Annotated in this window: 16 protein-coding genes; 8 read left to right on the top strand and 8 right to left on the bottom strand. The window is 61.7% G+C overall.

The window, feature by feature from the left end:
- The first annotated feature begins 40 nt into the window (after nucleotides 1–40).
- The 4 genes from ftsY (at nucleotide 41) to rpoH (ending at nucleotide 4,226) form a co-directional block, all read left to right on the top strand.
- Entirely contained in the window at nucleotides 41–1,567 is a 1,527-nt protein-coding gene (gene ftsY, locus IF189_RS26770) for a signal recognition particle-docking protein FtsY (RefSeq protein WP_192552498.1), read from the top strand.
- Entirely contained in the window at nucleotides 1,564–2,235 is a 672-nt protein-coding gene (gene ftsE, locus IF189_RS26765) for a cell division ATP-binding protein FtsE (protein WP_008065082.1), read from the top strand. Before ftsY ends, ftsE begins: the two co-directional genes overlap by 4 nt.
- Nucleotides 2,232–3,257, top strand: a complete 1,026-nt coding sequence (gene ftsX / locus IF189_RS26760; protein WP_134828404.1) for a permease-like cell division protein FtsX — start codon at nucleotides 2,232–2,234, stop codon at nucleotides 3,255–3,257. The genes ftsE and ftsX overlap by 4 nt, the downstream gene beginning before the upstream one ends.
- 114 nt (nucleotides 3,258–3,371) lie before the next feature.
- Nucleotides 3,372–4,226 carry an RNA polymerase sigma factor RpoH gene (gene rpoH, locus IF189_RS26755; protein ID WP_003229146.1) on the top strand — a complete coding sequence of 285 codons (855 nt, stop codon included), beginning with the start codon at nucleotides 3,372–3,374 and terminating at the stop codon, nucleotides 4,224–4,226.
- 70 nt (nucleotides 4,227–4,296) lie between these two features.
- Here the strand turns inward: rpoH and mtgA are convergent, their stop codons facing one another.
- The gene (gene mtgA, locus IF189_RS26750) at nucleotides 4,297–5,019 is read right to left on the bottom strand and encodes a monofunctional biosynthetic peptidoglycan transglycosylase (RefSeq protein WP_134828403.1); all 723 of its coding nucleotides are present in this window, start codon (nucleotides 5,017–5,019) and stop codon (nucleotides 4,297–4,299) included.
- A gap of 74 nt (nucleotides 5,020–5,093) precedes the next feature.
- Here mtgA and IF189_RS26745 point away from each other — a divergent pair, with 74 nt between their 5' ends.
- The 4 genes from IF189_RS26745 to trmB all read left to right on the top strand — a co-directional run bounded on the left by IF189_RS26745 (nucleotide 5,094) and on the right by trmB (nucleotide 7,337).
- Complete coding sequence (locus tag IF189_RS26745; protein ID WP_119427533.1) at nucleotides 5,094–5,474, top strand: DUF423 domain-containing protein; 381 nt, start codon at nucleotides 5,094–5,096, stop codon at nucleotides 5,472–5,474.
- A gap of 72 nt (nucleotides 5,475–5,546) precedes the next feature.
- On the top strand, nucleotides 5,547–5,747 hold the full coding sequence (gene thiS, locus IF189_RS26740) for a sulfur carrier protein ThiS (protein ID WP_007953386.1): 201 nt from the start codon (nucleotides 5,547–5,549) through the stop codon (nucleotides 5,745–5,747).
- A gap of 60 nt (nucleotides 5,748–5,807) precedes the next feature.
- Nucleotides 5,808–6,602: a thiazole synthase gene (locus IF189_RS26735; protein WP_103385342.1), complete on the top strand. Its 795-nt coding sequence runs from the start codon at nucleotides 5,808–5,810 to the stop codon at nucleotides 6,600–6,602.
- A 9-nt stretch (nucleotides 6,603–6,611) separates the two neighbouring features.
- Nucleotides 6,612–7,337: a tRNA (guanosine(46)-N7)-methyltransferase TrmB gene (trmB, locus tag IF189_RS26730; protein WP_085646976.1), complete on the top strand. Its 726-nt coding sequence runs from the start codon at nucleotides 6,612–6,614 to the stop codon at nucleotides 7,335–7,337.
- Nucleotides 7,338–7,400: 63 nt separating this feature from the next.
- Here trmB and IF189_RS26725 read toward each other — a convergent pair whose 3' ends face one another.
- From IF189_RS26725 to metX, 7 genes are read right to left on the bottom strand one after another with little or no spacing between them, the layout of a single operon-like run.
- Entirely contained in the window at nucleotides 7,401–7,949 is a 549-nt protein-coding gene (locus tag IF189_RS26725; protein ID WP_134828402.1) for an RNA 2'-phosphotransferase, read from the bottom strand.
- 18 nt (nucleotides 7,950–7,967) lie between these two features.
- Nucleotides 7,968–8,291, bottom strand: a complete 324-nt coding sequence (locus IF189_RS26720) for a DUF3392 domain-containing protein (protein WP_085709063.1) — start codon at nucleotides 8,289–8,291, stop codon at nucleotides 7,968–7,970.
- Between the two features lie 20 nt (nucleotides 8,292–8,311).
- The gene (hemW, locus tag IF189_RS26715) at nucleotides 8,312–9,517 is read right to left on the bottom strand and encodes a radical SAM family heme chaperone HemW (protein ID WP_134828401.1); all 1,206 of its coding nucleotides are present in this window, start codon (nucleotides 9,515–9,517) and stop codon (nucleotides 8,312–8,314) included.
- Complete coding sequence (gene rdgB, locus IF189_RS26710; RefSeq protein ID WP_085709065.1) at nucleotides 9,514–10,110, bottom strand: RdgB/HAM1 family non-canonical purine NTP pyrophosphatase; 597 nt, start codon at nucleotides 10,108–10,110, stop codon at nucleotides 9,514–9,516. Before rdgB ends, hemW begins: the two co-directional genes overlap by 4 nt.
- Nucleotides 10,107–10,541 carry a DUF4426 domain-containing protein gene (locus tag IF189_RS26705; protein ID WP_085709066.1) on the bottom strand — a complete coding sequence of 145 codons (435 nt, stop codon included), beginning with the start codon at nucleotides 10,539–10,541 and terminating at the stop codon, nucleotides 10,107–10,109. Before IF189_RS26705 ends, rdgB begins: the two co-directional genes overlap by 4 nt.
- Before the next feature lie 26 nt (nucleotides 10,542–10,567).
- Nucleotides 10,568–11,188 carry a methionine biosynthesis protein MetW gene (gene metW, locus IF189_RS26700; RefSeq protein ID WP_096817600.1) on the bottom strand — a complete coding sequence of 207 codons (621 nt, stop codon included), beginning with the start codon at nucleotides 11,186–11,188 and terminating at the stop codon, nucleotides 10,568–10,570.
- Nucleotides 11,189–11,195: 7 nt separating this feature from the next.
- Nucleotides 11,196–12,335, bottom strand: a complete 1,140-nt coding sequence (metX, locus tag IF189_RS26695) for a homoserine O-succinyltransferase MetX (protein WP_085731566.1) — start codon at nucleotides 12,333–12,335, stop codon at nucleotides 11,196–11,198.
- Between the last annotated feature and the right edge of the window lie 90 nt (nucleotides 12,336–12,425).

Genomic DNA, 12,425 nt, shown 5'->3' with positions numbered 1-12,425 from the left:
GCCCCTGTGGCGCGTCGCTACCGTGAGATAGCCGTCCTCCATGTTTGGTTCCAACGACGACAAGAAGACCCCAGCTGCGGCTGGCGAGAAGAAAAGCCTGTTCGGATGGCTGCGCAAAAAGCCGCAGGAACCCGTCGTCGAACAGCCGACAGCCATTCCTGAGCCTGCCCCGGCACCAGCACCTGTCATAGAAGAAGTGCCGGCCCCGGTTGTGCTGCCGATTGCCGAGCCGGTATTGCAACCGGTGGCCGAAGTCGAGCCTGAAGCGCCGGCTGCCGCTGAGCTGCCGCTGACCCCGGCTGCCCAGCCGTGGCTGACCTTGCCGGTGGCGGAAGAGCCGGTGGCACTGGTTGAAGAGGCTGCGCCGCACGTCACGCCGCCGATTCCGGCACCGGTTGCGTTCACTCCCGAGCCTGTTCATGCGCCGGTGGCCGAACCTGCACCTGTCATTCCCGAGCCGGTGGTCGCTGCGCCGGTTGCACCGATTGTCACTGCGCCCGAGCCTGCACCTGCACCTGCACCTGCACCTGCACCTGCACCTGCACCTGCACCTGCACCTGCACCTGCACCGGTCGTCGCAGCGCCTGTCGCGGTCGTCGAAACTCCGGTGGAGGCTCCGCGCACCGAAGAAACCAAGGCCGGCTTCTTCGCCCGCCTCAAGCAAGGCCTGTCGAAGACCAGCGCCAGCATCGGCGAGGGCATGGCCAGCCTGTTCCTCGGCAAGAAGGCCATCGATGATGATCTGCTCGACGACCTCGAAACCCGACTGCTGACCGCCGACGTCGGCGTCGAGGCGACTTCGGTGATCATTCAGCGTCTGACCCAGAAGGTCGCCCGCAAAGAGCTGGCCGATTCCGACGCACTGTACAAATCCCTGCAGGCCGAACTGGCCGCGATGCTCAAACCGGTCGAGCAGCCGCTGAAGATTGCTTCGCAGAACAAGCCGTTCGTGATCCTCGTGGTTGGCGTCAACGGCGCCGGCAAAACCACCACCATCGGCAAGCTGGCGAAGAAGCTGCAACTGGAAGGCAAGAAAGTCATGCTCGCCGCCGGTGACACCTTCCGTGCCGCCGCTGTCGAGCAATTGCAGGTCTGGGGCGAGCGCAACAAGATTCCGGTGATCGCCCAGCACACTGGCGCGGACTCGGCCTCGGTGATCTTCGACGCCGTGCAGGCCGCCAAGGCCCGTGGCATCGATGTGCTGATCGCCGACACCGCCGGCCGCCTGCACACCAAAGACAACCTGATGGAAGAGCTGAAAAAGGTTCGCCGGGTGATCGGCAAGCTCGACGCCGATGCGCCGCACGAAGTGCTGCTGGTGCTCGACGCCGGTACTGGCCAGAACGCCATCAACCAGGCCAAGCAATTCAACCAGACCGTCGAGCTGACCGGCCTGGCGCTGACCAAGCTAGACGGCACCGCCAAGGGCGGGGTGATTTTCGCCCTGGCCAAGCAATTCGGCCTGCCGATCCGCTACATCGGCGTCGGTGAAGGCATCGACGATCTGCGTACCTTTGAAGCCGAACCCTTTGTCCAGGCATTGTTTGCCGAGCGGGAGCGTTCATGATTCGTTTCGAACAGGTCGGTAAGCGCTACCCGAACGGTCACGTCGGCTTGCATGAGCTGAGCTTTCGAGTCCGTCGCGGCGAGTTCCTGTTTGTCACCGGCCACTCCGGTGCCGGTAAATCCACGTTGTTACGCCTGCTGCTGGCGATGGAGCGTCCGACCAGCGGCAAGCTGCTGCTGGCCGGGCAAGACCTGAGCACCATCAGCAATGCGCAGATTCCGTTCCTGCGTCGGCAGATCGGTGTGGTGTTCCAGAACCATCAACTGTTGTTCGATCGCACGGTGTTCAACAACGTCGCACTGCCGTTGCAGATCCTCGGGTTGTCCAAGGCGGAAATCGCCAAGCGCGTCGATTCGGCACTGGAGCGCGTGGCGCTCTCGGACAAGACCGATCTGTACCCCGGCGACCTGTCCACCGGTCAGCAACAGCGCGTCGGCATCGCCCGCGCCATCGTGCACCGCCCGGCCCTGCTGCTGGCGGACGAACCGACCGGTAACCTCGACCCGCGTCTGGCGGCCGAGATCATGGGGGTTTTCGAAGACATCAACCGTCTGGGCACCAGCGTGCTGATCGCCAGTCACGACCTGGCCCTGATTGCGCGCATGCGCCATCGCATGCTGACCCTGCAGCGCGGCCGATTGATCGGCGACGGGGAGGCTGGCGAATGAGTGCAACACGTAGTCCGAAGGTTTCCGAGCGCGTGGCCCCGAAGGCCGCCGATCCGCAGCCGCCAAAGAAGAAAAAGCACGATGAGGACGATGGTCCGGACTTCGCCACGCTGTTCCACGCCTGGATCGAAAGCCATCGTGCCAGCCTGCTGGACAGCCTGCGTCGTCTAGGCAAGCAGCCGATCGGCAGTTTTTTCACCTGCATGGTGATGGCAGTTGCACTGAGCCTGCCGATGGGCCTGTCGTTGTTGCTGAACAACGTCGAGCGTCTGGGCGGTTCGTGGCAGCGTGCGGCGCAGATCTCGCTGTATCTGGAGCTTGAAGCCAGTCCGGCTCAGGGCGAGAAGCTGCGGGATCAGATCAAGGGCATGCCGGGCGTAGCTGATGCTGAATATGTCGGCCGCGATCAGGCGCTGGAAGAGTTCCAGCAGCAGTCCGGACTGGGCGAAGCCCTGCGCGAGCTGCCGGAAAACCCGCTGCCGGGCGTGGTGCTGGTCACGCCGAACGAGGTCGACAAGCCGACCCTGGAAGCATTAAGACAAAAACTTTCCGAGCTGCCCAAGGTACAACAGGCGCAACTTGATCTAGTCTGGGTCGAGCGTCTGGCCGCCATCCTCAAGCTCGGCGACCGCTTTGTCTTCGGTCTGACGGTGTTGCTGGTTTCCGCATTACTTTTGGTGATAGGCAATACCATTCGTCTTCATATTGAAAACCGCCGCACAGAGATAGAAGTGATTAAACTCGTCGGCGGCACCGACAGCTATGTGCGTCGTCCCTTCCTTTATATGGGCGCGTTGTATGGCTTCGGTGCGGGGCTGCTGTCCTGGGGTGTGCTGGCGTTCGGCCTGAACTGGCTGAACGATGCGGTGGTCGGGCTGGCCGGCTTGTACGGCAGTGATTTCGCACTGGCCGGAGTGCCAGTTGCCGACGGTCTGTCGCTCTTGCTTGGCGCGGTGCTGTTGGGTTATATCGGTGCATGGATTGCAGTCGCACGTCATCTCAGGGAGCTGGCGCCGAAGTAGAATCTTTTTTGCGCGTGATTGACCTTGCGGTTTTTTGGGAACTTGTACCTGAGTTCCCGGTCAATTTTTCGCAGTGCCGAAAGGCGCGAGTATGTAAGTCGGAGGTTTTTTCGTATGACCAATTCTTTGCAACCTGCGTATGCATTGGTTCCGGGCGCAAACCTGGAAGCCTATGTGCACACCGTCAACAGCATTCCATTGCTGACGCCGGAGCAGGAGCGTGAACTGGCCGAGAGTCTCTACTATGAGCAGGATCTTGGGGCGGCTCGGCAGATGGTGCTCGCCCACCTGCGATTTGTCGTACACATTGCCCGTAGCTATTCCGGCTACGGTCTGGCTCAGGCTGACCTGATCCAGGAAGGCAACGTCGGCCTGATGAAGGCCGTGAAGCGTTTCAACCCGGAAATGGGCGTGCGTCTGGTGTCCTTCGCGGTGCACTGGATCAAGGCCGAGATTCACGAATTCATCCTGCGCAACTGGCGGATCGTGAAAGTCGCGACCACCAAGGCCCAGCGCAAGCTGTTCTTCAACCTGCGCAGCCAGAAGAAGCGTCTGGCCTGGCTGAACAACGAGGAAGTCCATCGTGTGGCGGAGAGCCTCGGTGTCGAGCCCCGTGAAGTGCGTGAGATGGAAAGTCGCCTGACCGGCCATGACATGGCCTTCGACCCGGCCGCCGAAGCGGACGACGACAGTGCTTTCCAGTCGCCGGCCAACTACCTGGAAGACCACCGGTACGACCCGGCGCGTCAGCTGGAAGATGCCGACTGGAGCGACAACTCCAATCACAATCTGCACGAAGCACTGGAAGTGCTGGACGAGCGCAGCCGCGACATCCTCTACCAGCGCTGGCTGGCAGAAGAGAAAGCCACGCTGCACGACTTGGCGCAGAAGTACAACGTGTCGGCCGAGCGGATCCGTCAGCTCGAGAAGAGCGCGATGAACAAGCTCAAGTTGTCGATTGCCGCGTAACCGGTAGTCCGGCAATAAAAAACGCCCCGATCAGTGATGATCGGGGCGTTTTTGTGTGCGCTTCAAAAAGTCATTGGGCCCAGGGTGCGCGACGTGAATCATCGAGTGTCAGCAGATAGCTATCGCCGCCCAGCTGACTCATCTGCTGGCGAATCCATCCGGCCCGCCGTGAAACATAAGAAGTCGGGTGACTGGCACTCCAGACCCGGGGATTGGGCAGCACGGCTGCCAGATAGCTCGCCTGCTGGCGGGACAATGACTTGGCGGCAACGCCGAAGTGATGCCGTGCCGCCGCTTCAGCGCCAAACACGCCGTCATCCCACTCGACACTGTTCAGGTACACCTCAAGAATCCGCTGCTTGGGCCAGAACACTTCGATCAGCGCGGTAAACCACGCTTCCAGTCCTTTGCGCAGATAACTGCGGCCGGACCACAGAAACAGGTTCTTCGACACTTGCTGGCTCAGCGTGCTGGCACCGCGAATCGAACCGCCGAGTTCGTTGTGGGCCAGTGCGGCCTTGATGGCACTCAGGTCAAAACCCCAGTGCTCGGGGAATTTCTGGTCTTCGCCGGCAATCACCGCGACCTTCAGGTCATCGGAGATCTCGTCCCACGGCTTCCAGGTGCGTTGCAGATCGATCGGCTCGCCGTCGACCCAGGATTCGATCTTGCGCTCGAGCATCAGCGCCGTGCCCGGCGGCGGCACGAAACGAAACATTAACACCAGCAATACGCTGCCGCCCGCGAACCAGAGCAGGGCCTTCGTGAAGCGACGGAGAAATAAACGCAGCATAGAGATGGCTTGGCCGAACCGGTTGAGCGGGCCATTATACAGACCCTGCCGATCGAGTCTGAGTGGAGTTCTACATGCTGCGTAGCTTTCTGATGCTGGCTGCCTTCTTTGGTTTCACCGGTGTCGGCCTTGGCGCATTCGCCGCTCATGGCCTGAAAAACCGTCTGACCCCCGAGTACCTCGCGATCTTCCACACGGGTGTCACCTATCAACTGGTGCACGCGCTGGCGCTGTTCGGCGTGGCGCTGCTGGCCACGCAGCTTCAGGGGCGTCTGGTCGCCTGGGCCGGCATCTCGTTCAGCATCGGCATCCTGCTGTTCTCCGGCAGTCTGTACCTGCTGACCACCATCGGCATCGGCAAGCTCGGCATCATCACCCCGTTCGGTGGCCTGGCGTTCCTGATCGGCTGGCTGTGCCTCGGACTCGCCGCCTGGCGCCTGCAGCCAACCGCTTGACGCTTGGTGCTGACCTTTAGGTCATGATCGGGCTAGAATGCCACCCCCTAAAAAGTGATGGCGGCGTTGCGCATGCGCATTCAGTTGAACGGTGAATCCTTTGAACTGCCCGACGGTGAAACCGTTGCGGCCCTGCTGACCCGTCTGGACCTGACCGGACGCCGCGTCGCGGTCGAGCTCAATCTGGATATCGTCCCGCGCAGCCAGCATGCCGACACCACGCTCAACGACGGCGACAACGTCGAAGTGGTGCACGCCATCGGCGGCGGCTAGTCGCCAGGCCTGGATGGGCCGAGAATTCTGCAAGACCCTCACCCCAACAGAGGATTTCCCATGAGCATCGTTCGTAGCGACAAGCCTTTCGTTCTGGCCGGTCGTACTTACCAGTCGCGTTTGCTGGTCGGTACCGGCAAGTACCGTGACATGGAAGAAACCCGCCTGGCCATCGAAGCCTCGGGTGCCGAGATCGTCACCTTCGCCGTGCGCCGCACCAACCTGGGCCAGATCGAAGGCGAGCCGAACCTGCTCGAAGTGCTGTCGCCGGATCGCTACACCTTCCTGCCGAACACCGCTGGCTGCTACGACGCGATCGAAGCCGTGCGCACCTGCCGCCTGGCCCGTGAGCTGCTCGATGGCCACAACCTGGTGAAGCTGGAAGTGCTGGCCGACCAGAAAACCCTGTTCCCCAACGTGATCGAAACCCTCAAGGCCGCCGAAGTGCTGGTCAAGGAAGGTTTCGACGTGATGGTTTACACCAGTGATGACCCGATCATCGCCCGGCAACTGGCGGAAATCGGCTGCATCGCGGTGATGCCGCTGGCCGGCCTGATCGGCTCGGGCCTGGGGATCTGCAACCCGTACAACCTGCAGATCATCCTTGAAGAAGCCAAGATCCCGGTGCTGGTGGATGCCGGTGTCGGCACCGCTTCCGACGCCACCATCTCCATGGAGCTGGGCTGTGACGCCGTGCTGATGAACTCGGCCATCGCCCACGCCCAGCAGCCGATCATGATGGCTGAAGCCATGAAACACGCGATCGTCGCGGGCCGCCTGGCCTACCTCGCCGGCCGCATGCCGAAAAAACTCTATGCCAGCGCCTCTTCGCCGCTGGATGGTCTGATCAAGTAAGAGCTATTGATGACTGAATCGAACGACACGCCAATCCAGACGGAAGAAGGCGACGAGCGCCAACACCGCCGCATCAAGAGTTTCGTGATGCGCGCCGGGCGCATGACCGAAGGCCAGCAACGCGGCCTGGATCAGGGCGCGCCGAAGTTCGTCCTGCCGCTGGCCGATGCGCCGGTGGATTACGATCAGGTGTTCGGCCGTTCCGCGCCGCGTTCGCTGGAGATCGGTTTCGGCATGGGCCACTCGCTGCTGGAAATGGCAGCCGCTGCGCCGGAACAGGATTTCATCGGTGTCGAGGTTCACCGTCCGGGTGTCGGCGCGCTGCTCAACGGCGTGCTGACTCAGGGCCTGACCAACCTGCGGGTCTACGATTGCGACGCGATCGAAGTGCTCAACCGCTGCATCGCCGACAACAGCCTCGATCGCCTGATGCTGTTCTTCCCGGACCCGTGGCACAAGAGCCGCCACCATAAGCGCCGCATCGTTCAAGCGTCCTTCGCTGAACTGGTGCGCAGCAAGCTGAAAGTCGGCGGCATTCTGCACATGGCCACCGACTGGGAACCGTATGCCGAATACATGCTGGAAGTGATGAACGTCGCCCCGGGCTATCGCAACCTCGCCGAAGACGGCAAGTGCGTGCCACGCCCGGCCGAGCGCCCGATCACCAAGTTCGAACGCCGCGGCGAACGTCTTGGGCATGGCGTGTGGGATCTGAAGTTCGAAAAGCTCGCTTAAGCATCACGCAATAAAACTGTGGGAGCCATTGGCTCCCACAGTTGTTTTAGCAGTACTCGGACATTACACCGTAGAAAGAAAATCCGCCGGAACCCGCTCTGTCAGCCAGACACCATTCTCGGCCTGATAGAACTTGAAACCCTGTTCCTGCATCTGCCGCGCTGCAACCTTCAGAATCACCACCGTTCCGTAACGTTGCCCAACCGCCGAGGCGGTAGCAGTTTCCTGGGACAGATGCACGTGATGGCGTGATCCCGGGATCAATCCCTGCTCGTTGATCGAGTCCATGAAGCGCGTCGCGGTGCCGTGATATAGCGTTTCTGGAGGCTGCTTTTCTTCGAACTGCAGCTCCACGCTTTTCGTCGAGTGTCCCTGAACCGCACGAATCGACTGACCGTCGGCGGAGATCGAAAAGCGCTTCTTGTCGCTGCTCGCCACGACGTTTTCGATTAGCGCGCGATCCAGCGTTCTACCGTCCCCCGCCGCGCCACCGATCAAGGCGTCGATGTTCGCCCAGCCTTCGGAATCCAGCGTCAGGCCGATCGCCTGTGGCTCATGACGCAGCACGAAGCTGAGAAATTTGCTTGTTTCGTCCAGCAGTTTCTTGCTCATGAACTTCCCTGTCTGTGTTCAGCGTCGGTCGGCGACTACGCCGATCAAAACCAGCACCACCAACAACACCGGCGCCAGGCTGTAGTTGTTGAACTGGCTCAGCCCCTTCACCACCCACGGCGTGGCGTAGATCAGCGCCGCGCCGCTGCCGACCATGCACAGCAGGGCCATCAGCGGGACGCGCAGGGCGCCGGCGATGCTGCCCAGGCGTTGCTCGACCCAGCCTTTGAAGTCGGCGCCGAACAACACCAGCAGGCAGCCCACCAGGGCCAGGGCGATTTCCGAGAGGTTGCTGCGGCTCCAGCGGGAGACAGTGGCGAGCAGGTCGAGTATCAAATCCATGCGGTTTCCCCGGGAGCCATTCAGCTCAGAAATTTCTGCAGCAAATCGTTGAGAAAGAGTTGTCCGCGCTCGGTGGCCGCCAGACGTGACGGTTCGACCTGCAACAGACCGCTTTGTTCGGCCTCGCGCCGGTGTTCGTCGAGGCTTTCCAGCGGCAGGCCGGTGCGCTCGGGATACAGGCGTGATTCGACGCCGGCGGTCAGACGCAGGGCATTCATCAGGAACTCGAAGGGCATCTCGTCGTTGGTCAGGGCTTTCTCGCCGGCCTGGAAGCTTTTGGCCGGGTTGAGGTAGTCCTTCGGCAAGCGCGTCTTCCAGGTGCGCACGATGCGCCCGTCCGGATGGCTGAGCTTGCCGTGAGCGCCGGCGCCGATGCCGATGAAGTCGCCGAAACTCCAGTAGTTGAGGTTATGTCGCGCCGGGCGACCGGGTTGCGCATAGGCCGAAACCTCGTACTGCGCGTAACCGTGTTCGGCCAGCAGCGCTTGCCCGGCTTCTTGAATGTCCCACAACGTGTCGTCTTCCGGCAGCACCGGCGGCTGGTTCCAGAACACGGTGTTCGGCTCCAGCGTGAGCTGATACCAGGAAATGTGCGTCGGCTTCAGTTCGATCGCCTGGCGCAGATCGCTCAAGGCATCATCCAGCGACTGGTCCGGCAGGCCGTGCATCAGGTCGAGGTTGAAGTTATCGAACCCGGCCTGGCGCGCCATGCCGGCGGCACGCACCGCTTCGTCGCCGTTGTGGATGCGGCCCAGGGCCTTGAGCTTTTCCTGCTGGAAGCTCTGGATACCGATCGACAGGCGATTGATCCCCAGTTTGCGGTAGGCGACGAACTTCGCTTGCTCGAAGGTCCCGGGGTTGGCTTCCAGGGTGATTTCGATGTCATCGGCAAACGGGATGCGTTGTTTCACGCCTTCCAGCAAGCGCCCAAGGGCTTCGGCACTGAACAGGCTCGGCGTGCCACCGCCAAAGAAGATCGAACTCAACTCACGGCCGTAGACCGCGTGCAGATCCTGATCGAGGTCGGCAAGCAGCGCATCGACATATTCCTGTTCCGGCAGCACCGGGCTGGCGGTGTGGGAGTTGAAGTCGCAATACGGACATTTGCGCACACACCACGGGATGTGGATGTACAGCGCCAGGGGCGGCAGCGTCGGCAACGGCGCCCGAGGCGAGGAGGCGGCGCCGCCGATGATCAGCGACGACGCGGAGGAGCTATCGGTCATTTCAAGCCCAGACGCTGGCGCAGCAGATCCATTGCACGGGCGCGGTGGCTGATCTGGTTCTTGTCGCTCGGGCTCAGTTCGGCGCTGGACACGTTACGCTCCGGCACCCAGAACAACGGGTCGTAGCCGAAACCGTGCTCGCCGCTGGCGGCGGTCAGGATGCGCCCGTGCCACAGGCCTTCGCACAGAATCGGCAGAGGATCGTCGGCGTGACGCACCAGCGCCAGCACGCAGACGAACTGTGCGCCGCGCTCGGCTTCAGGCACGTCCTTCAAGGCGTCGAGCAGCTTGGCGTTGTTCGCCGCGTCGCCCTTGCCGTCGGCGTAGCGCGCCGAGTAGATGCCCGGCGCACCGCCGAGGAAGTCCACCGCCAGACCCGAATCGTCAGCCAGCGCCGGCAGCCCGGAGATGCGCGCGGCATTGCGGGCCTTGAGGATCGCGTTCTCGACGAACGACAGACCGGTTTCTTCCGGCTCCACGCTGCTGAACTCGCCGATCGAGCGCAATTGCACCGACTCGCCGAGCATGGCCTGGAGTTCCTTGAGTTTGCCGGCGTTATGGCTGGCCAGTACGAGTTGCTTGAGGTTCATCATTCGCCGGGGAAAAGCTCTTGGTTGAAATTGATGGTGTTGATCTTGTCACCGTTCTGCACCTTGATTTCGAAGGTGCGGGTTTCCTGCTGTTCCACCGGGTACTGGGCGATGTAATAGATCGCGCCCTGTTCGGTGACCTGGCGGAAATTCAGGGTCACGGTCTGGCTGGTCAGATCTTTCACCGTGCCGGTGACATTGGCGATCAACGGCTTGCCGTCCTTGATCACCGAGACATTGATCACGCCCTGATTCTTGCTGCGGATCAGCTCGGCAGCCTTGGCGATGTCCGGTTGCAGGTAGGTCGAGTTGAAGGTGTTGTAGTGCACCGTCACGTCGCCGAAGGTTTCCTGGCGCTCGCTCTTGATGGCATCAGCTGCCATGGCCGACAGGCTCAGGCAGGCGGCCAATAGCGTGGTAATCAGGCGTCCCATGTTCGTTCTCCTCGCAATGTCGTGGTTCAGACCGCGATTCTGTGATCCTGCAGCCCCGGGCTGCTGACGCGGTAGATACCGATCTCACCTAACAGATTAGGCCATAGCTTACTGGCCCACCCGTGGCGGTGCTGTTGATCCACGGCAAGCCGATCAATGACCTTCGCCTCACGTTCGCGGCAAAGTTCTTCAAAGTCTTCGAAGGTGCAGAAGTGAATGTTCGGCGTGTTGTACCAGGTGTACGGCAGGAACTCGGACACCGGCATCCGGCCCTTGCTCGCCAGATACCAGCGGCAGCGCCAGTGGCCGAAGTTGGGGAAGGTGATGATGCACTGGCGACCGACCCGCAGCATTTCGTCGAGGATCTTGTCCGGGTAGTGCACGGCCTGCAGGGCCTGGGTCATCACCACCACGTCGAAGCTGTTGCTGGCGAAGTTGCCCAGCCCCTTGTCCAGGTCCTGCTCGATGACGTTGATGCCCTTGGCCACGCACTCGGCAATGTTGTCCGGGTCGTTTTCCAGGCCATAACCGGTGACCTGCTTGTGGTCGCGCAGCCAGGTCAGCAACTCGCCGTCACCGCAACCGAGGTCGAGCACGCGGCTGCCGGCGGGGATCCATTCCTGGATGATTTCCAGATCAGCTCTCATGGCTTGTTCACACCGTAATTCGGTTCATGTAATTGCCGAATGCCTGCAAATAGCGCGGGATCGGAATCAGGAAGGCGTCGTGGCCCTGGGGCGCGTCGATTTCCAGGTAGCTGACGTCCTTGCGCGCAGCCATCAGTGCGTCCACCAGTTCCCGCGAGCGGGCCGGGGAGAAGCGCCAGTCGGTGGTGAACGACATCACGCAGAACTTGGCTTTCGCGCCTTCAAAGGTTTTCGCCAGGTTATCGTCGAAGTTCGCTGCCGGATCGAAGTAATCCAGCGCCTTGGTCATCAACAGATAGGTGTTGGCATCGAAACGCCCGGAGAATTCTTCGCCCTGATAGCGCAGGTAGCTTTCGACCTGAAACTCGACGCTATGGAAGTCGTAGTTGAGCTTTTCGCTCTTCAGGCCACGACCGAATTTTTCGCCCATGGAGTCGTCGGACAGGTAGGTGATGTGCCCGACCATCCGCGCCAGCATCAGGCCGCGCTTGGGGATCACGCCTTGTTCCTGGAACGAGCCGCCGTGGAATTCCGGGTCGGTGAGGATCGCCTGGCGCGCCACTTCGTTGAAGGCGATGTTCTGCGCCGACAACTTGGGGGCCGAGGCGATGGCCAGGCAGTGGCGAACGCGATCCGGATAGGTGATGGTCCATTGCAGCGCCTGCATGCCGCCGAGGCTGCCGCCGATCACCGCGGCCCACTGGCCGATGCCGAGCAGGTCGGCGAGGCGTGCCTGGCTGTGCACCCAGTCTTCCACGGTCAGCACCGGGAAATCGGCGCCGAACGGCTTGCCGGTGTCCGGGTTGAGGCTGCTCGGGCCGGTGGAACCGTTACAGCCGCCGAGGTTGTTCAGGCTGACCACGAAGAACTTGTTGGTGTCGATCGGTTTGCCGGGGCCGATGCAGCTGTCCCACCAACCGGGCTTGCGGTCGTCGACGCTGTGGTAGCCGGCGGCGTGGTGGTGGCCGGACAAGGCGTGGCAGATCAACACGGCGTTGCTCGCTTGCGCGTTCAGCGTGCCGTAGGTTTCGTAGATCAGGTCATAAGCAGCCAGCGAACGGCCGCAGGCCAAGGCCAGCGGTTCGCTGAAGTGCGCCGTTTGCGGCGTCACCAGACCAACAGAATCGGGGGGAAAGGCAGCTGGCATCGACCCTGCTCTCGTTGAAATGAGGCGTAAGTCTAAAGACCGCTGCCCCCAGCGGCAAGCAACGATCAGGCCTGATTTGCGCTCGTTCCC

This window comes from Pseudomonas sp. IzPS59 (assembly GCF_014863505.1).
Taxonomy (GTDB): Bacteria; Pseudomonadota; Gammaproteobacteria; order Pseudomonadales; family Pseudomonadaceae; genus Aquipseudomonas; species Aquipseudomonas kribbensis.
The sequence above is the reverse complement of the archived record's forward strand: the minus strand, read 5'-3'. Positions and strand labels throughout refer to the sequence as shown.